Raw genomic sequence first — 21,594 nt, 5'->3', positions numbered from 1 at the left:
TCCATGCGTGTCCTTCTGGTTGAAGACCATCTGCAACTCGCCGAAAGTGTCGCCCAAGCGCTCAAGAGCACAGGTTTGACCGTCGACGTATTGCATGACGGCGTGGCCGCCGACCTGGCCTTGGGCAGTGAGGATTACGCGGTGGCCATCCTCGATGTGGGCCTGCCGCGCATGGACGGTTTCGAGGTGCTGGCGCGCTTGCGGGCGCGTGGGAAAAACCTGCCGGTGCTGATGTTGACCGCGCGCAGCGATGTGAAGGACCGCGTGCATGGCCTGAACCTGGGCGCCGATGACTACCTGGCCAAACCGTTCGAACTGACCGAGCTGGAAGCCCGGGTCAAGGCGCTGCTGCGCCGCAGCGTATTGGGCGGCGAGCGCCAGCAGGCCTGCGGGGTGCTGGTCTATGACCTCGACACCCGCCGTTTCACCGTGGGCGGCGAGTTGATGACGTTGACCTCCCGCGAGCAAGCCGTGCTTGAAGCGCTGATTGCCCGCCCAGGCCGGGTGATGAGCAAGGAGCAACTGGCTTCCCAGGTGTTCGGCCTGGACGAAGAGGCCAGCCCCGACGCCATCGAAATCTACGTGCACCGCCTGCGCAAGAAGCTCGATGGCCACCCCATCGCCATCGTGACGTTCCGCGGTCTCGGCTACCTGCTGGAAGCCCGCGATGCATAAGCCCAGCAGCCTGCGCTGGCGCCTGCTGTGGAACCTGGCGCTGCTGCTGGTGCTGTTGATGCTCGCCAGCGGCATGAGTGCCTACTGGAACGGTCGCGAAGCGGCCGACACCGCCTATGACCGCACGTTGCTGGCCTCGGCGCGTACCATTGCCGCCGGCCTGACCCAGGTGGACGGCACCCTCAGCGCCAACGTGCCCTATGTCGCCCTCGACACCTTTGCCTACGACAGCGCCGGGCGCATCTATTACCAGGTCAATGACATTGATCAGAAGCTGATTTCCGGCTACGAAAACCTCCCCGGCCCGCCCCCCGGTACGCCGCGCACCGACGACTACCCGGCGCTGGCGCGCTTCTACAACGCCAAGTACCAGGGCCAGGAAGTGCGGGTGGTCAGCCTGCTCAAGGCGGTCTCAGAACCGAACATGAACGGCATGGCGGAAATCCGCGTGGCCGAAACCGATGAGGCACGGGTGAGCATGGCCCGCAGCCTGATGGCCGACACCTTGCTGCGCCTGGGCATGCTCGCCATTGGCGCCTTGTTGCTGGTGTGGTTTGCCGTCAGCGCCGCCTTGCGCCCGCTGGAGCGCCTGCGCACGGCGGTGGAAGAGCGCCAGCCCGACGATTTGCGGCCGTTGCCGCTGGTGGAAGTGCAGCATGAGTTCGGCCCGCTGGTGCGTTCCCTCAACCACTTCACCGAACGCCTGCGCGGCCAGTTCGAGCGTCAGGCGCAGTTTATTGCCGATGCATCCCATGAACTGCGTACCCCGTTGGCGGCGCTCAAGGCGCGCCTGGAGCTGGGCCTGCGCGCCGAAGATCCCGCAACCTGGCGCAGTACCCTGGAGACCGCCGCCCAAGGCACCGATCGGTTGACCCACCTGGCCAATCAGTTGCTGTCCCTGGCGCGCATCGAAAACGGCGCCCGGGCGATTGCCGAAGGCGGCGCGCAGTTGCTCGACCTCAGCCAATTGGCTCGTGAACTGGGCATGGCCATGGCGCCGCTGGCCCATGCACGCGGCGTGGCACTGGCGCTGGAGGCGGATGAACCGGTGTGGTTGCGTGGCGAGCCGACGCTGCTCAATGAACTGTTGAGCAACCTGGTGGACAACGCCCTGGCGCACACGCCACCGGGCGGCAACGTGATCCTGCGGGTCACGGCGCCGGCGGTACTGGAGGTGGAAGATGATGGCCCGGGTATTCCGCAGGAGGAGCGCGACCGGGTGTTCGAGCGCTTCTACCGCCGTAGCCAGCAAGGCATGGGCTCAGGCCTGGGGTTGGCGATCGTGGGCGAAATCTGTCGTGCGCATCTGGCCCAGATCAGCCTGCATGACGGCGAGCACGCGGGGTTGAAGGTGCGGGTGAGTTTTATCGCCGGTTGATCAATCGAACATGGCGCGCGCTTCATCCAGCTCTGCGCGCAGTTTTTCGCTGTAGGGATCAACCCGCAGTTTTTTCATCGCCGGCACGCTGGAGACGTCCACCTTGGCCAGGGGGTGATCGGTGCCGTGATGGCAATACAGCATGGCAATCTGCACCAGGTCGATGTAGTCGAGGCAGGCTGAGTCCCGTTCCAGGTTCAGGTACTGGCCCGGCAGTTTCGCCAGCATTTCCGGGAAGTCCCAGCCACTCAGCAACTTGTCGCCCAGCACCGGGTGGATGCTGTCGATCACGTGGTTGAGGCTGACCGGATCCGACAGCAGCTCGTAGTGGTCTTCGGCGTAGGTCAGGATCGGCAGCACGCCGATCTGGTGCACCAGGCCGCCCAGCGCTGCCTGGTCCGGCTTGAGCTGGCTGTGGCTGCGGCACAGGGCGTAGCTGACGCCCGCCACTTCCAGGCTGCGGCGCCACACATCGCGCATTTTCTGTTCGACCACTTCGGAGCGGGCGTGGAAGATCTGTTCCATCACCAGGCCGATGGCCAGGTTGCTGCTGTAGTTGGTGCCCAGCCGGGTGATGGCGGTGTGCAGGTCGGTGACTTCCTGGGTGGCGCGTAACAGTGGGCTGTTGACCACTTTGATCAGGCGCGCCGACAACGCAGTGTCGCGGCCGATCACTTTGCTCAAGTGGCTGATGCTGATTTCCGGGTCTTCAGCGGCCTGACGGATGTTCAGGGCCACTTCCGGCAATGTCGGCAGAACCAGGTCATCGTTGTCGATGGCCTTAACCAACGCCTGTTGGACTTTTTCCGCCAGTTTGTTCATTCATGCTCTCTAGGGTGTTGCAGGAAAATACGGCGACTAACGCTGGATCTCACGATCACGGTCAAGGGTGTAAGGCAGGTCAAGCAGTTGCAAACCGGGGCCTTCCAGCGTGCCTAGGTGCACATCGCCACTATCGGCAGCTTCGGCTTGCAATACCGCCAGAAGTTCAATCACCTGGTCAGCTTTTGCTGCAATCACCACTTCGCCGATGGAGCTGTTGTGGCTGGGGGAAAACAACGGGGTGCCTGGCTCGGGCATTTCAGCCGCATTCAAGCTCAAGCGGTACAGGCGACGCTTGAGTTTGCCCAGGTACTGCATGCGCGCGACGATTTCCTGGCCGGTGTAGCAGCCTTTCTTGAAGCTGACGCCGCCCACGGCCTGCAGGTTGAGCATCTGCGGGATGAACAGTTCGCGAGTCTGGGGCATGACCTGGCCGATACCGGCGCGGATCTGGCCCAGTAGCCAGTGATTCAAGTCGGTTTGTGTCAACTGTGCGGCCAATCGGCTGCGCACGCTGTCGGCTTGCTCGGCAGGTACCCAGAGTTCGGCGCGGGCGGGAGACACGCGGACGGCGATCAGGTGTTCGGTACGGGCAACGCTGTTCGTTTCGGTGGGCAGCTCAAGGCCAAGGCCGGCCAGCGCCTGATCGCCATCGATCACACCGAAACGCACCCAGGCGGCGCTTTCGTCGGTGAGCTTGGACTTGGAGAACACCGCATATTTTTTCAGGTCCGCCAGTTGCGGTTCGAGCAGTTCGCTGGCCATGGCCAGGAGTACGCCGTCGCCCTGCAACAGGATGCGGAAGCTCGACTGCATGCGGCCTTTTTGCGTGCAGCGCGCACCGAGGCTGGCCTGGGTGTCGCTCAGGTAATTGAGGTTGCAGGTGAGTTGTCCCTGCAGGAACTTGGCAGCGTCGGAGCCGCGGACGGCGAGAACGCCTTCGTGGGACAGGGGGCAGAAGAAAGCAGAGTCAGCCATGGGTCATCGCAGGTCAAAAAGTCATGGGTGCATCATAGAGGGGCGCCCGGCAAATGGATAGTTTCCGTAGGGGGCGACCAAAGCCGACTGTTCCGGTGCCGTCGGGCCTGTATACTTGCGCTCTATTTGAGGAGCGCTCCATGGTCGAAGATGTAGAAATCAATCGTCTCTACTGGCACAGCCGTCGTGGCATGCTTGAGCTTGATGTGTTGCTGGTGCCTTTTACCAAAGAGGTGTACGCGACGCTCAATCAGGAAGATCGCGATCTCTACGTCAGGCTGCTGACTTGCGAAGATCAGGACATGTTCGGCTGGTTCATGGAGCGGGCAGAGTCCGAAGATCCTGAACTGCAGCGCATGGTCCGGATGATCCTGGATCGTGTCCAGCCCAAGTAATCGTTTCGAATGCCGCTGGCAGGCCTCACGGCTGCTGCTGGCGGCGTATCTCCTTGCCCAGCTGTTCGCGCTGGGTGCACTGATGGTCCTTGACTCTCCCTTTGCTGTCCTCGGCGTGCTGGCATGCCTGGCCCAGGCTGCCTGGGTATTACCGCGTTATGTTCTGCTGACTCACCGTTCGTCGATTCGTGGCCTGCGGCGCGATGAAGAGGGCTGGCAGTTATTCAGCAATGAGCGCGGTTGGCATCGCGTGCAGCTGCGGCCCGACAGCCTGGCGTTGCCGCTGATTGTGGTGTTGCGCTATCGCGTACCGGGGGAATGGCGGGTGCGCTCGGTCTGCGTGCCGACGGATTCGCAGGCCGCCGATGTGCACCGGCGCCTGCGGGTTCGCTTGAAGTTCAGCCGCCGTAGGTGGTTGGCACCAGAATAGTGTCGCGGGCCTCGGGCAGCATCTGCGGGTAGTCGAGGGTGTAGTGCAGGCCCCGGCTTTCCTTGCGTTCCATGGCCGAACGGATCATCAACTCCGCGACTTGGGCCAGGTTGCGCAGTTCGATCAGGTCACGGCTGACCTTATAGTTGCTGTAGAACTCATCAATCTCATCCAGCAGCAATCGCACCCGGTGCTGTGCCCGTTGCAGGCGCTTGTTGGTGCGCACGATCCCCACGTAGTCCCACATGAAGCGCCGCAGCTCGTCCCAGTTGTGGGCGATGATCACGTCTTCGTCCGAGTCGGTAACCTGGCTGGCATCCCAGCGGGGCAGGGCGGCCGGCACCGGGATGCGCGGCAGTTGTTCGAGAATGTCGGCTGCGGCCGAGCGGGCGTAGACGAAGCATTCGAGCAGTGAGTTGCTGGCCATGCGGTTGGCGCCGTGCAGGCCGGTGAAGCTGGTTTCGCCAATCGCGTACAGGCCGGGTACATCGGTACGCCCATGCTGGTCGACCATCACGCCGCCGCAGGTGTAGTGCGCAGCCGGTACTACGGGGATCGGGCCTTTGGTGATGTCGATGTTGAACGCCAGGCAGCGCTCGTAGACGGTCGGGAAGTGGGTCTTGATGAACGCTTCGGGCTTGTGGCTGATGTCCAGGTAGACGCAGTCGATGCCCAGGCGCTTCATTTCATGGTCGATGGCGCGGGCGACGATATCCCGTGGAGCCAGCTCGGCGCGCGGGTCGAAACGCTGCATGAAGCGCTCACCGTTCGGCAGCTTGAGGTGTGCACCTTCGCCGCGCAGGGCTTCGGTGATCAGGAAACTCTTGGCCTGTGGGTGATAAAGGCAGGTGGGGTGGAACTGGTTGAATTCCAGGTTGGCCACCCGGCAGCCCGAGCGCCATGCCATGGCAATGCCGTCGCCGCAGGCGCCGTCGGGGTTGCTGGTATAGAGGTAGACCTTGGCGGCGCCGCCTGAGGCGAGGATGGTAAAGCGCGCACCATAAGTATCCACTTCGCCGCTGGCGCGGTTGAGCACATAGGCGCCGAGGCAGCGTTCGCCCGGCAGGCCCAGGCGCTTTTCGGTGATCAGGTCGACAGCGACGCGTTGTTCCAGCAGTTCGATGTTGGGGCGTTGGCGGGCCTGGTCGAGCAAGGTCTTGAAGATCGCGGCACCGGTGGCATCGGCGGCGTGGATGATACGGCGATGGCTGTGGCCGCCTTCGCGGGTCAGATGGAACTCGAAGCCACCGTCATCGCTGCCTGCATGTTCATCGCGGGTGAAGGGCACGCCCTGGTCGATCAGCCATTGGATCGCCTCGCGGCTATGCTCGACGGTGAAGCGCACCGCGTCTTCGTTGCACAGGCCACCGCCGGCGTTGAGGGTGTCTTCAACGTGGGATTGCACCGTATCGGTGTCGTCCAGCACCGCGGCGACACCGCCCTGGGCCCAGAATGTCGAACCGTTGGCCAGGTCGCCTTTGCTAAGGACGGCAATACGCAGGTGGCTGGGAAGGGTCAGCGCAAGGCTCAAGCCGGCCGCGCCGCTACCGATCACCAGGACATCGTGTTGAAACTGTTGGCTCATTTGAAGGATTCCGCAAAAAGCGATCCACAGGGCTGGCGCAAACAGGACGCCTGGATCGGCGAATCAAAGGGTCACACGGGCCACTAGTATATAGAGGGGGGGAGCGGCACAATAGCCGGGCATTCGTGGCAATGTGAGATTACGGTGCACGGCTCGGGTAAAATCGACTGGTTATTGAGGTGGGAACTTTTTGCATAAGCCCCGACTCAATAGCAGGTTGCCCGAAAGCTGGGAAAACGTTGAGTTTATTGGCCCGTCGGGAGCATTGGACGCGTCAGAAAACCGACGACAAGATTATTCGCGCAGCCGGCGTTGCCCGCGCTGCGTTTTTCGTGTGTGCCAAATCAGTGCGTGCCGGAAACTTGCTTGAAGGGGGAGAACTTTTGCGAAAAGTCCGAGTCTATGTTTGCAAGCCTGATCGTTTAGTTATGCAAGCCTCCTTCAAGTACAACGAGGAGTGTTCATGCTAACCCAGGAAGAGGATCAGCAGCTGGTCGAGCGCGTTCAACGCGGTGACAAGCGAGCATTTGATCTGCTAGTGCTGAAATACCAGCACAAAATTCTCGGGTTGATCGTGCGGTTTGTGCACGACACCCATGAAGCGCAGGACGTTGCACAGGAAGCCTTTATCAAGGCGTACCGTGCACTGGGCAATTTCCGCGGTGACAGTGCGTTTTACACGTGGCTCTACCGCATCGCCATCAACACGGCGAAGAACTATCTGGTGTCTCGCGGACGCCGCCCACCGGATAGCGATGTAAGTTCAGAAGATGCAGAATTTTACGATGGTGATCACGGCCTCAAAGATCTCGAGTCGCCGGAGCGTGCATTGCTGCGCGACGAGATCGAAGGCACCGTTCATCGCACAATTCAGCAACTGCCAGAAGATTTGCGTACGGCGTTAACTTTACGTGAATTCGATGGTCTGAGTTACGAAGACATTGCGAGCGTCATGCAGTGTCCGGTGGGGACTGTAAGGTCACGGATTTTCCGGGCCCGGGAAGCCATCGATAAAGCCTTGCAACCGTTGTTGCAGGAAAACTAAAGACAGCGGCGACAGCCAAGAGAGGAACCGCCATGAGTCGTGATGCCCTGCAGGAATCGCTGTCCGCAGTGATGGATAACGAAGCGGATGAACTGGAACTTCGTCGAGTGCTCAACGCATTTGATGATGCCGAAACCCGTGATACCTGGTCTCGTTACCAAGTCGCTCGGGCGGTGATGCACAAGGATCTTCTAATCCCTCGTCTGGATATTGCTGCGGCCGTTTCTGCCGCGCTGGCTGATGAAGCCGTTCCGGCAAAAGCTGCTCGTGGCCCTTGGCGCAGCCTGGGTCGCCTGGCAGTGGCTGCCTCGGTGACTGTTGCAGTGCTGGCCGGTGTTCGCCTGTACAACCAGGACGAAATCGCCGGTGCCGAACTGGCCCAGCAGACTCAGCAACCGGTCATGGCCGGTCCGCAAGTCAAAGGCCCAGCGGTACTGGCCGGCTACAAGGAAAGCTCCGACACCACCGGCCCTATGGCCAACGGTGTGCTGCAAGGGCAATCCGGCTGGCAGGACCAGCGTCTTCCAGGCTACATGCGCCAACACGCACAGGAATCCGCCTTGAAAGGCACTGAAAGCGCTCTGCCATACGCTCGCGCTGCAAGCCTGGAAAACCGCTGATCCGTTAAGGAGCCCTATGCGCGCCATACCGCTCCTTACGTTATTGCTCAGTGGTTGGTTTGCACTCCCCGCCCATGCCGACGACGCCCAAGACTGGCTGACTCGACTTGGGCGTGCAGAGCAGCAGCAAAGTTTCCAAGGTACGTTTGTCTACGAGCGTAATGGCAGTTTTTCTACCCATGACATCTGGCATCGCGTCCAGAATGGCCAGGTCCGTGAGCGGCTCTTGCAGCTTGATGGTTCTGCCCAGGAAGTCGTTCGTGTAGATGGTCGTACTCAGTGCGTAAGCGGCACTCTTGTCGCCGGCCTGGGCAATTCGCGTGATGCGCCCTCGCGCGCGCTCGATCCGCAAAGACTCAATCAATTCTACGAACTGGCCGTTATCGGAAAATCTCGCGTGGCCGGTCGTAATGCGGTGATTGTGTCGATTACCCCCCGTGATCAATACCGCTACGGTTTTGAGCTGCACCTTGATCGTGAAACTGCCTTGCCGCTCAAATCCTTGTTGCTGAATGATCAAGGGCAGTTGCTGGAGCGCTTTCAGTTCACTCGATTGGACACCTCCACCACGCCTAATGATCTCGACTTGCAGCCCAGCGGTGAATGCACCTCCATCGCCGTCGGCGATACCAATGCAGCGGCCGTAGAGGCCACCGAGGCGTGGCACTTGGAGTGGTTGCCGCCAGGTTTTCAGCTGACCAATAGCAGCGCCCGCAAGGATCCCCATACCAAGGCCACGGTCGACAGCCTGATGTATGAAGATGGACTGGCGCGTTTCTCGGTGTTTCTCGAACCGATCAGCGATGTGAGCGTGACCGAGACTCGCACCCAATTAGGCCCCACGGTTGCTGTATCTCGTCGCTTGAATACGGTGGATGGCGAAATGATGGTGACTGTGGTTGGCGAAATACCTATTGGCACCGCCGAACGCATCGCACTGTCGGTGCGCGGTGAAAAAAAGGCCACCCCCAAGCCGTGAGTCGTTAATCCTATGTTCATCCGGATCTTTCACAGTACGCCCATGCCAGGTTGGCTGCCGAGAGCATGAAATGTCTGGATCAGCATTTTCACTTGCAAAAATCTCTCATGTTTTTTATAGGTCAGGGCTTGTTGGCCCTGGCCTTGTTTTGTTCGCGGAACAAAGATGTCGTTCGCAGTTTTCGGCGTTTCTTGAACCCTGTCGCTCAACCCTGCTCGTCGTAACGGGAGCTGTATGTCGATACCACGTTTGAAGTCTTACCTATCCATAGTCGCCACGGTATTGGTGCTGGGTCAGGCCGTGCCCGCGCAAGCGGTCGAGTTGCCTGACTTCACCCAATTGGTTGAGCAAGCCTCGCCTGCCGTGGTGAACATCAGTACCACCCAGAAGCTGCCGGATCGCAAAGTCTCCAACCAGCAGATGCCTGACCTGGAAGGCCTGCCGCCGATGCTGCGCGAGTTCTTCGAGCGTGGCATGCCACAACCGCGTGCGCCCCGTGGTGGTGGCGGTGGCCAGCGTGAAGCGCAGTCCCTGGGGTCGGGCTTCATTATCTCGCCAGATGGCTACATCCTCACCAATAACCATGTGATTGCCGACGCCGACGAGATCCTCGTGCGCCTGGCCGATCGCAGTGAGCTGAAAGCCAAATTGGTCGGCACCGATCCGCGTTCCGACGTGGCCTTGCTGAAGATCGAGGGCAAGGACCTGCCGGTGCTGAAGCTGGGCAAGTCCCAAGACCTGAAGGCGGGGCAGTGGGTGGTAGCCATCGGCTCGCCGTTTGGTTTTGACCATACCGTTACCCAGGGTATCGTCAGTGCCATTGGTCGCAGCCTGCCGAACGAGAACTATGTGCCGTTCATCCAGACCGACGTGCCGATCAACCCGGGCAACTCCGGTGGCCCGTTGTTCAACCTGGCGGGCGAAGTGGTGGGGATCAACTCGCAGATCTACACCCGTTCCGGTGGCTTCATGGGGGTTTCGTTCGCCATTCCTATCGACGTGGCCATGGATGTTTCCAATCAGCTGAAAAGCGGTGGCAAGGTCAGCCGTGGCTGGTTGGGCGTGGTCATTCAGGAGGTGAACAAGGACCTGGCTGAATCCTTCGGCCTCGACAAGCCGGCGGGCGCCCTGGTCGCGCAAATCCAGGACGACGGCCCGGCTGCCAAAGGCGGCCTGCAAGTCGGCGACGTGATCCTGAGCATGAACGGTCAACCGATCATTATGTCGGCCGACCTGCCGCACCTGGTTGGCGCGCTCAAGGCCGGCAGCAAGGCCAAGCTGGAAGTGATTCGTGATGGCAAGCGCCAGAATGTCGAGCTGACCGTGGGTGCGATCCCTGAAGAGGGCGCGACCCTGGATGCCCTGGGTAACACCAAGCCGGGCGCCGAGCGCAGCAGCAATCGCCTGGGCATTGCCGTGGCCGAGCTGACTGACGAGCAGAAGAAAGCCTTCGATCTCAAGAGCGGCGTGGTGATCAAGGAAGTGCAGGACGGCCCGGCAGCGTTGATCGGCCTGCAGCCTGGCGACGTGATCACTCACCTGAACAATCAGGCGATTGAGACTACCAAGCAGTTCACCGACATCGCCAAGGCGTTGCCGAAGAACCGCTCGGTATCGATGCGCGTGCTTCGTCAGGGGCGTGCCAGCTTCATTACCTTCAAGCTGGCCGAGTAACCCACCCGGCCAATAAAAAGCCCCGCCTTCGTTTTACGAGGGCGGGGCTTTTTATTGGGCGATGGGTTTAGCCCATCATGCCTTTAACCAGGCGCTCCTGTTCGATCAACTCACGCTGACGTGCATCGATACGTGACGACAACGGGAAATTGCTGCCGGCGCGACGTTTGGCAAAGTCCAACTGCTGAATCGCCTGCTGGAAGTCGCCCACCAAAGCAAAGTATTCGGCGCGAGCCTGATGCAGGCCGATGATATTGCCCGACAAGCCACGAGTCTCGGCGACCTGGTACCACACATCCGGATCGTCCGGGCGAGACTTGAGCAAGCCATCCAGGGCCTTTTCCGCATCGGCGGTGCGATTCTGTTTAAGCAACAGATCTACCCGAATCTGATTCAGCGGGTAGTTGCCGGGGTATTGGGTCAGCATCCGATCCGTGCGTTGCTGGGCATCGGGCAGGTGGTTGTTGTCGATGTCCAACTGGATCTGCGCCAGGTTGTAGGTGATGTCATTGGGCGCCTTGGCCAGCAAGGGTTGAAGGCTTTCCCGTGCCTGCTTGAACTGGGAGGCTTTGATCTGGGCGATGGCCAGGCCATAGCGCGCCACGTCGTTTTTAGGATTTTCGTCCAGTTGCGCCTGGAAGCGCTTGGCGGCGAGTCCGGAGGTGTCTTCGTATTGCAGCTGTACCCGTGCGCGAATCAACTGGTAGCGCAGGCTGTCTTCCTTGCCACCGGCCTTGGCCTGTTCCGCGCGGTTGCGGGTGTCGGCGATACGCGATTCGGTCACCGGGTGAGTCAGCAGGAATTCCGGCGGCTTGGCGTCGAAGCGATACTGACGCATCAGGCGTTCGAACATGGTTGGCATGGAGCGCGGGTCGTAGCCGGCTTTCTCCAGGTTGACGATGCCGATACGGTCCGCTTCCTGTTCATTCTGGCGAGAAAATCGTCGTTGTTCCTGGATGGCCGCGGCCTGTGTGCCGGCGATTGCAGCGATCCCGGCATCCCCGGCACCGGCGGCGGCCGCAATGATGCCGCCGAGGAGGGCGGCCATCATCGGGATCTGCATGCGCTGCTGCGCCTCGACACCACGGGCGAAGTGACGCTGAGACAAGTGAGCCAGTTCGTGGGCCAGCACCGACGCGTATTCCCCTTCGGTCTGGGCATTGAGAAACAGGCCGCCGTTCACGCCGACGATACCGCCGGGTGCGGCAAAGGCGTTCAGCTGCGGGCTGTTGATCAGGATGAATTCCAGGCGCCGGTCATTCACCTGGCTGGTTTCCACCAGCTTGTACACGCTGGTTTCGACGTAATCCTTGAGCTGCGGGTCGTTCAACTGCGAGACCTGGCCCCGTAGGTAGGCCAGCCAGGCGCGGCCCAGCTGATATTCCTGTTGTGGCGAGACAATGGCAGAACTGGCGTCGCCAAGTGACGGCAGGTCGTCAGCGAAGCCTGGGGAGGCCAGCAGGCAAGCCAGCGTCAGCAGGGTGGGGCGCAAAAAAGTCATGCACAGAGCCTTTCGACAAAGAGCTTACTGTAGCCGGACACTGAGCTTCGGACCAGATATTCTAAGCACCCCGAATGCGTGCCCGGAGTAAAACCATGACCGACGCTGTAGCCTTTGATGCCGAACTCGATGCCAGCGGCCTCAATTGCCCGTTGCCTCTGCTCAAAGCCAAGTTGGAACTCAATCGATTGGCCAGTGGCGCTGTGCTCAAGGTGATCGCCACCGACGCAGGTTCCCAGCGTGATTTCCGCACCTTCGCCAAGCTGGCCGGCCATACCCTGCTGCATGAAGAAGACGCCGCCGGTGTGTACCGTTACTGGTTGCGCAAGGCCTGAACCGTTTGCCCCTACCACCCGAGGTTGATTGATGTTCAAAGTGTTACGAGACTGGATCCAGCGCTACTTCTCCGATGAAGAAGCCGTGGTGCTGGCGGTCCTGCTGTTTCTGGCCTTTACGGCCGTACTCACCTTGGGGGGCATGCTGGCGCCGGTACTGGCGGGGATGGTGCTGGCTTACCTGATGCAGGGCCTGGTCACCACCCTGGAGCGTCTACGCTTGCCGGGCGGCGCGGCAGTGGGCCTGGTATTCGCCTTGTTCATGGGGCTGCTGGTGGTGTTTGTCGTCGTGGTATTGCCGCTGCTGTGGCACCAACTGATCACGTTGTTCAACGAGTTGCCGGGCATGCTCGCCAAGTGGCAGTCGCTGTTGCTGCTGCTGCCGGAGCGCTACCCGCATCTGGTGTCGGACGAGCAGGTGCTGCAGGCGATAGAAGTGGCACGGGGCGAAATCGGAAAGTTCGGGCAATGGGCGCTGACCTTTTCCCTGTCCAGCCTGCCGCTGCTGGTCAACATCATGATCTACCTGGTGCTCGTACCGATCCTGGTGTTCTTCTTCCTCAAGGACCGCGCCATGATCGGACGTTGGGTGAGCGGCTATCTGCCGCGCGAACGAGCGCTGATCACCCGGGTGGCCGAAGAAATGAACCGGCAGATCGCCAACTACATTCGTGGCAAGGTCATCGAGATCATTATCTGCGGGGGCGTTACCTACATCGCGTTTATCGCACTGGACCTCAACTACGCCGCCTTGCTGGCACTTCTGGTGGGGATTTCGGTGGTGGTGCCGTATGTCGGTGCCGTGGTGGTGACGGTGCCGGTGACCTTGATCGCCTTGTTCCAGTGGGGCTGGAGCGACCAGTTCATCTACTTGATGGCGGTCTACGGCATCATCCAAACCCTGGATGGCAACGTGCTGGTGCCGCTGCTGTTCTCGGAGGCGGTCAACCTGCACCCGGTGGCGATCATCTGTGCAGTGTTGTTGTTTGGTGGGCTGTGGGGATTCTGGGGGGTGTTCTTTGCGATTCCCCTGGCGACGCTGTTCAAGGCCGTGCTGGATGCGTGGCCGCGGCAGGAGCCGGTGGTGGCACCGTTGTTGTAAGGGGAGGCGCGAATCACTGCTTCATCGCCGCAGTGATCCGCGCTACAGATCAGGCCTTGTTCAACGCCTGGGCTGCGGCCAGAACGGCGTCCACATGGCCCGGCACTTTCACGCCGCGCCATTCCTGGCGCAGCACACCGTCCTTGTCGATCAGGAAGGTGCTGCGATCCACACCCAGGTATTCCTTGCCGTACAGCTTCTTCAGCTTGATGACATCGAACAGCTGGCAGACCGCTTCATCCTTGTCGCTGATCAGCTCGAACGGGAATTCCTGCTTGCCCTTGAAGTTCTCATGGGACTTCACGCTGTCGCGCGACACGCCAAACACCTCTGTGTTGGCGGCCTTGAATGCTGCGTACTGGTCACGGAAACCCTGGCCTTCGGTGGTGCAGCCCGGGGTGCTGTCCTTCGGGTAGAAGTAGATCACCACTTGCTTGCCCTTGAGGGCGGCAAGGCTGAAGGTCTGGCCGCTGGTGGCCTGAGCTTCGAAATCGGCGACCGGTTTATCGATGACTACCGCCATGATGACTTCCTTACATTGGGTTCTGTGGGCGCCACGGCTCGATCAGCGCGTCGAGGTTCAGGGCATCGGCGAAATCCAGGAACTGGTCGCGCAGCCAACTGATCTGCACGCCGGCCGGCAGGGTCACGGTGAAGGTGGCGTTGAGCATGGTGCCGCCGGTTTGCGGGGCCTGGTAGGTGTCGCAGGTCAGGTTCTCCAGTTCGACATTGTGGTCGATGAAGAACTGGCACAGCTCATTGACGATGTCCGAGCGGTAGGCCGAGCTGACATACGCCACATAAGGAAGCGCCTGCGGGCGATTTTCCAGGGCGGCGCTGCGCACCACGTTGACGGTGAAGTCGTGCTTCTTGGCCAGGCCCGGCAGGCCGGTCTCCAGGCGCGCCAGGGCATCCCAGGTGCCGGAAATCTGCAGGACCAGCGCACTGCACTCGCCATGGCGGGTCAGGCGGGAGGTCACCACGGCACAGCGGTTTTCATGGCTGGCGCGGCACAGGACGTTGGTCAGCTCCATGGGGTTGGCGCCGAGGGCACTGATAACAAGGAATTGTTCGCGAACTGTGGGGGTGGACATGCAGCCTTCCTAAAACGATGAGCGGTCGATACTGTGAGGGCTGTATCGATCAAAGCATGAAGGGTAGCGAAAAGCGTCGCCAAGGGATAGGAGGTGGCGTTTTCATTACGTGATCCGCCTGATTTTGCCCTGTCTCAACCGGTGCTTTGGCCCGATGATGGCATTGCCCGTCGTTTAGTTGCGCCAGAACGCATCCTCAGGCGGTACTTCGCTTGTACAAGCATCTTGGCGCCAGTACCATTACGGCTCTCTTTTTCCGGCAGGAGCGGTTGCATGATTGCGGGCAGTATGGTGGCACTGGTCACACCCATGGATGCACAAGGTCATCTCGACTGGGACAGCCTGGGCAAACTGGTGGACTTCCACCTGCAAGAAGGCACCAACGCCATCGTGGCGGTCGGCACCACAGGTGAATCGGCCACCCTCGATGTGGAAGAACACATCCAGGTGATCGAATTCGTGGTCAAGCGTGTCGCGGGGCGTATTGCCGTGATCGCCGGCACGGGCGCCAACTCGACGCGCGAAGCCATCGAGCTGACCCGAAACGCCAAGAAAGCCGGCGCCGACGCCTGCCTGCTGGTGACCCCGTACTACAACAAGCCGACCCAGGAAGGCCTCTACCAGCACTTCCGCACCATTGCCGAAGCCGTCGACATCCCGCAGATCCTCTATAACGTGCCGGGTCGTACCGCGTGCGATATGAAGGCCGAGACCGTGATCCGCCTCTCTACCGTGCCGAACATCATCGGCATCAAGGAAGCCACCGGCGACCTGCAGCGCGCCAAGGACATCCTGGCCGGGGTGAGCAGCGATTTCCTGCTGTATTCCGGTGACGACGCCACGGCTGTCGAGCTGATCCTGCTGGGCGGCAAGGGCAATATCTCCGTGACCGCCAACGTGGCCCCGCGCGCCATGAGCGACATGTGTGCCGCCGCCATCGCCGGCGACGCCGTGACCGCCCGTGCGATCCACGAGAAGCTGATGCCGCTCAACAAGACACTGTTTATCGAATCCAACCCTATTCCCGTGAAGTGGGCGCTGTTCGAGATGGGCCTGATGCCGGACGGTATCCGTCTGCCGCTCACCCGCCTCAGCGAAGCCTGTCACGAACCGCTGCGACAGGCCCTGCGCCAGTCCGGCGTCCTGGTTTAATTGAGGAAGCACTACGCATGAAGCGATTGGCCGGACTTTCCGCACTTGCCTTGATTATCTCCAGCACCAGTGGCTGCGGTTGGATCTGGGGCCCGGAAGGCTACTTCCGTGACCGCGGCAGCGATTACCTGGAAGCACAAGCAACCAAACCGATGCAACTGCCGCCGGACGTCAACGTCGCCAAGCGCCTTGACCCGTTGCTGCCGATTCCACGCAACGTTGCCGACGACACCACGAAGGGTGAATACGTCGTGCCACGTCCACAGCCGATCTCAGCCGTGGCGGATGCCAGCGACTACAGCCTGCAGAAGAGCGGTGATTCGCGTTGGATCGTGGCGCAGCGCCCACCTGCCGAAGTCTGGCCGGTAGCGGTGCAGTTCTTCCAGGACAACGGTTTCCGCATCGACGAGCAGCGCCCGCAGACCGGTGAATTCACCACGGCATGGCAGCAGGGCAGTGAACTGTCCGCCACCATGGCCAAGCGCCTGCAGGCCGGTGGTGTCGCCGCCGACAGCGAAGCCCGTGTGCGTGTGCGCATCGAGCCGGGCGTACAGCGCAACACCAGTGAAGTCTACGTGGTCAGCGCCGAGCGTCCTGCCGGCAGCACCGCCAACGTCGACTTCACCAACCGCTCGGTCAACACCAGTGTCGACTCGGCATTGGTCGACGAGATGCTGGCCAGCATGAGCCGTATCTCCGAGAAGGGCGGTTCCGTTTCCCTGCTCGCCGCCCGTGATTACGACACCCCGAGCCGCGTCAGCCTCACCGAGGACGGCAGCGGCAACGTGGTGCTGAACCTGGGTGAAGACCTGGATCGCGCCTGGGCCAGCGTCGGCCGCGCGTTGGAGCAAGGCCCATGGCGTGTTGAAGACATCAACCGCAGCCTGGGCCTGTACTACATCAACGTGGCTGAAAAGGCCGAGCGCAAAGACGAAGAGCCTGGTTTCTTCGGCAAACTGTTCGGCAGCAAGCCGACCAAGGAAGAAATCGAAACCCGCGCCGAGCGTTATCAGGTGCGTTTGAGCAAGGTTGGCGAGACTGTGCAGGTCACCGTCGAGAAGAACATCAACACCGTCGCGCCGGCTGAAACAGCGCGCAAGGTGTTGGGCGTTATTCAGGACAACCTGGGCTGATCCGATGCGTTTTGCCGTTCTCGGCAGCGGTAGCCAAGGGAACGGCACGCTGGTCGCCCATGACGACACGTACGTGCTGGTGGATTGTGGTTTCTCGTTAAAGGAAACCGAGCGGCGCCTGCTGCGTTTGGGGGTTCACCCTTCGCAGTTGAGCGCGATTCTGGTGACCCACGAACATGCCGACCACGTGCATGGCGTGGGTTTGCTGTCTCGGCGCTACAATCTTCCGGTGTACCTCAGTCGCGGCACACTGCGCGGGATGCGCAAACCTATAGAACCCGCAGGTTTCCTGGCCGGTGGCGAGCAGCTGCAAATCGGCGCCCTGAGCATCGATGTGATTGCCGTGGCGCACGACGCCCAGGAACCGACGCAGTATGTATTCAGTGACGGAGAGCGGCGTTTCGGCGTGCTCACCGACCTGGGCTCCTACTGCGCCAAGGTACTGGACGGCTACCGGAACCTCGATGCCTTGATGATCGAGTCCAACCACTGCCGAGACCTGTTGGCTCGCGGTCACTATCCGTACTTTCTCAAGCAACGGGTCGGCGGCGAACTGGGACATTTGAACAACCATCAGGCGGCGTACCTGGTGTATGAGTTGGGCTGGCAAGACCTGCAACACCTGGTCCTGGCCCACTTGAGCAGCAAGAACAACCTGCCGACGCTTGCCCGGCAATGTTTTGTCGACACCCTCGGGTGCGACCCGGACTGGCTGCAACTGGCCGATCAAGATTCAGGGCTCGACTGGCGACATATCGCCTAGCCCACCTCACTCAAAGCGGAGCCCATCATGGAAAAACGTGAAGAACTCTACCGCGGCAAAGCCAAGTCGGTTTACAAGACCGACGACGCCAACCGCCTGATCCTGCTGTTTCGCAACGACACCTCGGCGTTCGACGGCAAGCGCATCGAACAACTTGATCGCAAGGGCATGGTGAACAACAAGTTCAACGCCTTCATCATGCAGAAACTCGAAGCGGCCGGCATTCCGACCCAATTCGACAAACTGCTGGGCGACAACGAGTGCCTGGTGAAGAAGCTGGACATGATCCCGGTGGAGTGCGTAGTGCGTAACTACGCCGCCGGCAGCCTGGTCAAGCGCCTGGGCGTGGAAGAGGGCCTCAAGCTCAACCCTTACACGTTCGAGCTGTTCCTGAAGGACGACGCCAAGGGCGACCCGTTCATCAACGAATCCCACGTCGTGGCATTCGGCTGGGGCACCGCCGAGCAACTGGCGCGCATGAAGGAGTTGTCCCTCAAGGTCAACGACGTGCTGAGCAAGCTGTTCGACGACGCAGGCCTGCTGCTGGTGGACTTCAAGCTGGAATTTGGTGTGTTCCACGATGGCTCCATCGTCCTCGGCGACGAATTCAGCCCGGACGGCTGCCGCCTGTGGGACAAGGACACCAAGAAGAAGATGGACAAGGACCGCTTCCGCCAAGGCCTCGGTGATGTGATCGAAGCCTACGAAGAAGTCGCCAAGCGCCTCGGCGTACCGCTTTAATCGACGCAAGCATCTGATAGCACGGAAAAAAATCTCGTTTGAGCTTTGCTTCCACGAAACAGGCTGTTATGATGCGCGCCGTTGGAGAGATGCCAGAGTGGCCGAATGGGACGGATTCGAAATCCGTTGTACCTTCACCGGTACCTAGGGTTCGAATCCCTATCTCTCCGCCATTACATAGAAAAAGCCCCGTAGCTGAATAAGCTACGGGGCTTTTTCGTTTCTGAGATTTGGGGGCAAGCTACTCGTTCCGAGCAGCAAACAGGGCCGTAGTGGTTGTTTCCAGCAGGCACAACCAACCGTATTCCGTCTTCAGGCAGTCCTTACTGGCTTGATCAGGCTTTCTGCTGGAATACCAAACATCTCATGCAGCTTCCAAATCATTGGCAAGGTCAGCGCTCGTTTTCCATTCAGCACTTCATAAACACGATTCTGGCGGCCAATGGCGGGAATAAGATCAGCCGCCGACAGGCCAGACTGTTCCATTCTGAAGCGAATGGCATCGATTGGGTTGGGCAGGTCTACGGGAAAGTGTTTGGCTTCATAGGCCTCGATCAGCGTGATCATTACGTCAAAGTAATCACCTTCCGGGGTGCCGGGTTCTGGTTCGTTATCAAACAGCGCAGAGACAGACTTGAGCGCGTCCTTGTAATCCTGTTCGGTGTGGATAGGTCGGATGTTCATGGGTTACTCCGTTTCGACGGTATCGGCGTCAATTGCGTCGTACTGTTTATGTGTACCGACAAACTTGATGTAGACAGCGCCATAGCGATAGGCCACGGCTACCACGAGCCTGTAGTCATTACCTTTGATGTTGAAGACGACCCTTCGACTTTTGAGAATGCTAGCGCTGCGAAAGTGTTCCTTGATGTCAGTCGGGTTTGACCAGTCGGCGTTTTTTACTTCGTCTATCCAGGCCAGGAGCGGTTGCTCCGAATCCGGGTACTTGTGCCAAAAGGTTTTGAGTTGACTGAGTGCGACTATTCTCATGGGAAAATCCTAGTCCCGCCTTGGGACTTTTGCAAGTGGGCACATGGGAACAAGCAGTTTTCCAGACGGGTGTCATGGGCTCTCAAGGCATTTCTCCACATAAGGCATTCCCCTTGTAACCGTGCATGATCGGTCCCAGGAACATGAAAGGACCACAGGCATATAAGGGCGAGGGAGCGGGATGTGAGCGGCACACGGGGAGCTTCAGGGGGATTGGAACTACAGCCCAAAGCGTCACGCCGCACCATGCTCGTTCAGGCGGGTTCTGTTGAGGGGTGGTGCGTACGTTTTTCTGTTCAGGAAGTGAAAGTTGTGCGCCGATGCAGCCGTATAGGCAAGAAATCAGTGCCAGAGTAATGACGGCTTTTTCCATGTCAGACCTGCTGGTGGGGTAATCCTTTGATGTTCCCAGTATTGTCGTTGGGGGGCGCCGTGCTCGTCGATACTGCAAATAACTCACTGATATTTATAACTTCCCATTTCCTGGGTGTACGCCCTCAAGTCTTTATCCACGCGGCCGAAACACTCTCGTACGACATCGTATCCCCCAATAAGAGAGTCCCCCCCAATGTCCCTTCGCAGCCTGTCCATCGCCCGCCGTGCGGGTCTGGGTTTTGCCCTGATTGCTTTGCTCGTGGCCCTGCTGGGTTTTTTTGCACTGTCGAACATGGCAAATATCCGCGCCAGCGCGGTGCAGGTGGAAAGCGGGCTGGTGCCGAAGATGCGGCTGGTGGCGGACATTCGCGAAATCATGCTGCGCATTCGTACGATCTCTTTGCGCATGGCCCTGGACCCGAACCCGGCGAGCATCCCGCAATACCGTAGCCAGATGGACACCCGCAGCCAGGACCTGAGCAAACGGCTGGCCGACCTCGATGCAGTGATCGACACCCCCGAAGTGCGCACGCTCTACGACCAGTTCCAGGTCTCGCTGCGCCAATACCAGCAAGGGCTGGCGCAGTCGTTCATCCTCGCCGACAAGCAGCAGGGCGCCGAGCTCAACAAGCTGTTGCTGGTGGATATGAAAACCGTGGTCGATGGCTCCGGGGCTCAACTCAATGCCCTGGCCGACTACTACAACGCCCAGATCAACCAGCAAGGCCAGGCGGCCGAGTCGCAGTACAGCCGTTCGCGCACCATGGTGTTCGGCTTTGTGATCGTGGCCGGGTTGAGCACCGTGCTGCTGGCCTGGTTGCTCACGCGTAGCATTGTCGGCCCACTCAGTCATGCCGTGCGGGCTGCCGAGAACGTTGCCCAAGGTGACCTGACCCAAACGGTGGACGTGAGCGGCGACGACGAAGTGACGCGCCTGCTCGTAGCACTCAAGACCATGCAGGCCAACCTGCGCGGGACCTTGCAACTGATTCGCCAGTCCGCCGGGCAGATGGCCTCATCGGCCACCGACCTCAACGGCATCACCGACCAGAGCAGCCGCAGCCTGCAACAGCAGACCGCTGAAATCGAGCAGGCCGCCACCGCCGTCAACGAGATGACCTCAGCGGCGGATGAGGTAGCGCGCAATGCGGTGTCTACCTCCGAGTCCACTCGCCTTTCCAATGAAACCGCGCGCGAAGGCCAGCACCGTGTGGGTGAAACGGTCAGCGCCATTCAAGCCCTGAGCACCAACATCGGCGAAACCTCGACCCTGGTGCAGAACCTCGCCGAGCAATCGCGGGATATCGGCAAGGTGCTCGATGTGATCCGCTCCATCGCCGAGCAGACCAACCTGCTGGCACTCAACGCTGCGATCGAGGCTGCGCGGGCCGGTGAGTCCGGGCGCGGCTTTGCGGTGGTGGCTGACGAAGTCCGTGCACTGGCCCACCGTACCCAGCAATCGACCCTGGAAATCGACCAGATGGTGACCGCGATGCGCACGGGGTCCAACGACGCGTTGAGCTCGATGCAGTCGAGCACCCAGCGAGCCACCGACACCCTGGCCCTGGCTGAGGGGGCGGGCGGTGCGTTGAGTCAGATCACCGACTCCATCGACCAGATCCACCAGCGCAACCTGGTCATCGCCAGCGCCGCCGAGGAGCAGGCCCAGGTGGCCAAGGAAGTCGATCGCAATATCGTCAATATTCGCGACCTGTCGGCGCAATCTTCTTCCGGCGCCGGACAGATCAATGGATCGAGTCGAGAACTGGCGCAGCTGGCCGTTTCCCTGAACGAAGCCGTAGCAAAGTTTCAGCTGTAGTGACATGC

Annotated in this window: 24 protein-coding genes, 1 tRNA gene and 1 pseudogene; 17 read left to right on the top strand and 9 right to left on the bottom strand. The window is 60.4% G+C overall.

Translation table 11 applies throughout. From position 1 onward, the window contains the following. Window positions 1-3: 3 nt before the first annotated feature. On the top strand, window positions 4-675 hold the full coding sequence (locus AC07OT_RS26460) for a response regulator (protein ID WP_108573986.1): 672 nt from the start codon (window positions 4-6) through the stop codon (window positions 673-675). Further along, the gene (locus AC07OT_RS26455) at window positions 668-2,053 is read left to right on the top strand and encodes a sensor histidine kinase (RefSeq protein WP_065928218.1); all 1,386 of its coding nucleotides are present in this window, start codon (window positions 668-670) and stop codon (window positions 2,051-2,053) included. Before AC07OT_RS26460 ends, AC07OT_RS26455 begins: the two co-directional genes overlap by 8 nt. Here the strand turns inward: AC07OT_RS26455 and AC07OT_RS26450 are convergent, their stop codons facing one another. Continuing rightward, window positions 2,054-2,875 carry an HDOD domain-containing protein gene (locus AC07OT_RS26450; RefSeq protein ID WP_495101035.1) on the bottom strand — a complete coding sequence of 274 codons (822 nt, stop codon included), beginning with the start codon at window positions 2,873-2,875 and terminating at the stop codon, window positions 2,054-2,056. Window positions 2,876-2,911: 36 nt separating this feature from the next. Then, window positions 2,912-3,853, bottom strand: coding sequence for a CAF17-like 4Fe-4S cluster assembly/insertion protein YgfZ (ygfZ, locus tag AC07OT_RS26445; RefSeq protein ID WP_495101036.1), 942 nt, complete (start codon window positions 3,851-3,853; stop codon window positions 2,912-2,914). A gap of 140 nt (window positions 3,854-3,993) precedes the next feature. On the opposite strand from ygfZ, the gene AC07OT_RS26440 reads away from it, so the two are divergent. Both AC07OT_RS26440 and AC07OT_RS26435 read left to right on the top strand, forming a co-directional pair. Then, complete coding sequence (locus tag AC07OT_RS26440; protein WP_115485870.1) at window positions 3,994-4,248, top strand: FAD assembly factor SdhE; 255 nt, start codon at window positions 3,994-3,996, stop codon at window positions 4,246-4,248. Continuing rightward, window positions 4,232-4,678 (top strand): protein YgfX, encoded by a 447-nt coding sequence (locus tag AC07OT_RS26435; protein ID WP_495109458.1) that lies wholly within the window; start codon window positions 4,232-4,234, stop codon window positions 4,676-4,678. The genes AC07OT_RS26440 and AC07OT_RS26435 overlap by 17 nt, the downstream gene beginning before the upstream one ends. Here AC07OT_RS26435 and nadB read toward each other — a convergent pair. After that, window positions 4,647-6,263, bottom strand: a complete 1,617-nt coding sequence (gene nadB, locus AC07OT_RS26430; protein ID WP_141157005.1) for an L-aspartate oxidase — start codon at window positions 6,261-6,263, stop codon at window positions 4,647-4,649. The genes AC07OT_RS26435 and nadB overlap by 32 nt on opposite strands. A gap of 463 nt (window positions 6,264-6,726) precedes the next feature. Here nadB and rpoE point away from each other — a divergent pair, with 463 nt between their 5' ends. Genes rpoE through AC07OT_RS26415 form a run of 3 tightly spaced genes read left to right on the top strand, consistent with a single transcriptional unit; the run spans window position 6,727 to window position 8,907 of the window. Beyond that, on the top strand, window positions 6,727-7,308 hold the full coding sequence (rpoE, locus tag AC07OT_RS26425; RefSeq protein WP_003172477.1) for an RNA polymerase sigma factor RpoE/AlgU: 582 nt from the start codon (window positions 6,727-6,729) through the stop codon (window positions 7,306-7,308). A 32-nt stretch (window positions 7,309-7,340) separates the two neighbouring features. Next, window positions 7,341-7,928, top strand: a complete 588-nt coding sequence (locus tag AC07OT_RS26420; protein WP_495109457.1) for a sigma-E factor negative regulatory protein — start codon at window positions 7,341-7,343, stop codon at window positions 7,926-7,928. Window positions 7,929-7,944: 16 nt separating this feature from the next. Continuing rightward, window positions 7,945-8,907: a MucB/RseB C-terminal domain-containing protein gene (locus AC07OT_RS26415; RefSeq protein WP_495109456.1), complete on the top strand. Its 963-nt coding sequence runs from the start codon at window positions 7,945-7,947 to the stop codon at window positions 8,905-8,907. A 29-nt stretch (window positions 8,908-8,936) separates the two neighbouring features. Here AC07OT_RS26415 and AC07OT_RS26410 read toward each other — a convergent pair whose 3' ends face one another. Beyond that, complete coding sequence (locus AC07OT_RS26410; RefSeq protein ID WP_495109455.1) at window positions 8,937-9,116, bottom strand: hypothetical protein; 180 nt, start codon at window positions 9,114-9,116, stop codon at window positions 8,937-8,939. Between the two features lie 25 nt (window positions 9,117-9,141). On the opposite strand from AC07OT_RS26410, the gene AC07OT_RS26405 reads away from it, so the two are divergent. Continuing rightward, window positions 9,142-10,581: a DegQ family serine endoprotease gene (locus AC07OT_RS26405; RefSeq protein ID WP_065938892.1), complete on the top strand. Its 1,440-nt coding sequence runs from the start codon at window positions 9,142-9,144 to the stop codon at window positions 10,579-10,581. 67 nt (window positions 10,582-10,648) lie between these two features. On the opposite strand, the gene AC07OT_RS26400 is transcribed toward AC07OT_RS26405, so the two are convergent. After that, window positions 10,649-12,082 carry a M48 family metalloprotease gene (locus AC07OT_RS26400; protein ID WP_027604315.1) on the bottom strand — a complete coding sequence of 478 codons (1,434 nt, stop codon included), beginning with the start codon at window positions 12,080-12,082 and terminating at the stop codon, window positions 10,649-10,651. A 95-nt stretch (window positions 12,083-12,177) separates the two neighbouring features. Here AC07OT_RS26400 and AC07OT_RS26395 point away from each other — a divergent pair, with 95 nt between their 5' ends. Beyond that, entirely contained in the window at window positions 12,178-12,417 is a 240-nt protein-coding gene (locus AC07OT_RS26395; protein ID WP_010212198.1) for a sulfurtransferase TusA family protein, read from the top strand. Window positions 12,418-12,448: 31 nt separating this feature from the next. Further along, window positions 12,449-13,519, top strand: a complete 1,071-nt coding sequence (locus AC07OT_RS26390; protein ID WP_027604314.1) for an AI-2E family transporter — start codon at window positions 12,449-12,451, stop codon at window positions 13,517-13,519. 49 nt (window positions 13,520-13,568) lie between these two features. Here the strand turns inward: AC07OT_RS26390 and AC07OT_RS26385 are convergent, their stop codons facing one another. Then, window positions 13,569-14,042, bottom strand: a complete 474-nt coding sequence (locus tag AC07OT_RS26385; protein WP_065928211.1) for a peroxiredoxin — start codon at window positions 14,040-14,042, stop codon at window positions 13,569-13,571. Window positions 14,043-14,052: 10 nt separating this feature from the next. Further along, window positions 14,053-14,613: a glycine cleavage system transcriptional repressor gene (locus AC07OT_RS26380; RefSeq protein ID WP_003172487.1), complete on the bottom strand. Its 561-nt coding sequence runs from the start codon at window positions 14,611-14,613 to the stop codon at window positions 14,053-14,055. Between the two features lie 273 nt (window positions 14,614-14,886). Between AC07OT_RS26380 and dapA the strand changes: the two genes are divergently transcribed. From dapA to AC07OT_RS26355, 5 genes are all read left to right on the top strand, one after another. Then, entirely contained in the window at window positions 14,887-15,765 is an 879-nt protein-coding gene (gene dapA / locus AC07OT_RS26375) for a 4-hydroxy-tetrahydrodipicolinate synthase (RefSeq protein WP_065938895.1), read from the top strand. A gap of 17 nt (window positions 15,766-15,782) precedes the next feature. Further along, the gene (gene bamC / locus AC07OT_RS26370; RefSeq protein WP_495109454.1) at window positions 15,783-16,898 is read left to right on the top strand and encodes an NlpB/DapX family lipoprotein; all 1,116 of its coding nucleotides are present in this window, start codon (window positions 15,783-15,785) and stop codon (window positions 16,896-16,898) included. Window positions 16,899-16,902: 4 nt separating this feature from the next. Beyond that, a complete protein-coding gene (locus AC07OT_RS26365; RefSeq protein WP_027604310.1) occupies window positions 16,903-17,661 on the top strand; it encodes an MBL fold metallo-hydrolase in 759 nt (252 codons plus the stop codon). A gap of 27 nt (window positions 17,662-17,688) precedes the next feature. Continuing rightward, window positions 17,689-18,402, top strand: coding sequence for a phosphoribosylaminoimidazolesuccinocarboxamide synthase (gene purC, locus AC07OT_RS26360; protein ID WP_027604309.1), 714 nt, complete (start codon window positions 17,689-17,691; stop codon window positions 18,400-18,402). Window positions 18,403-18,485: 83 nt separating this feature from the next. Further along, window positions 18,486-18,575, top strand: a tRNA-Ser gene (locus tag AC07OT_RS26355). A gap of 139 nt (window positions 18,576-18,714) precedes the next feature. Here the strand turns inward: AC07OT_RS26355 and AC07OT_RS26350 are convergent. Both AC07OT_RS26350 and AC07OT_RS26345 read right to left on the bottom strand, forming a co-directional pair. Continuing rightward, the gene (locus AC07OT_RS26350; protein WP_495109453.1) at window positions 18,715-19,086 is read right to left on the bottom strand and encodes a helix-turn-helix domain-containing protein; all 372 of its coding nucleotides are present in this window, start codon (window positions 19,084-19,086) and stop codon (window positions 18,715-18,717) included. A gap of 3 nt (window positions 19,087-19,089) precedes the next feature. After that, window positions 19,090-19,392 carry a type II toxin-antitoxin system HigB family toxin gene (locus AC07OT_RS26345; protein WP_495109452.1) on the bottom strand — a complete coding sequence of 101 codons (303 nt, stop codon included), beginning with the start codon at window positions 19,390-19,392 and terminating at the stop codon, window positions 19,090-19,092. Between the two features lie 568 nt (window positions 19,393-19,960). Here AC07OT_RS26345 and AC07OT_RS26340 point away from each other — a divergent pair. Both AC07OT_RS26340 and AC07OT_RS26335 read left to right on the top strand, forming a co-directional pair. Next, a pseudogene (locus tag AC07OT_RS26340) lies at window positions 19,961-20,728 on the top strand (MCP four helix bundle domain-containing protein); the annotation flags it as partial. Next, the gene (locus AC07OT_RS26335; RefSeq protein WP_495109516.1) at window positions 20,723-21,586 is read left to right on the top strand and encodes a methyl-accepting chemotaxis protein; all 864 of its coding nucleotides are present in this window, start codon (window positions 20,723-20,725) and stop codon (window positions 21,584-21,586) included. The pseudogene AC07OT_RS26340 and the gene AC07OT_RS26335, both read left to right, overlap by 6 nt. Window positions 21,587-21,594 lie beyond the last annotated feature (8 nt).

Source organism: Pseudomonas sp. GW821-FHT09C10, from assembly GCF_059418085.1.
The sequence above is the reverse complement of the archived record's forward strand: the minus strand, read 5'-3'. Positions and strand labels throughout refer to the sequence as shown.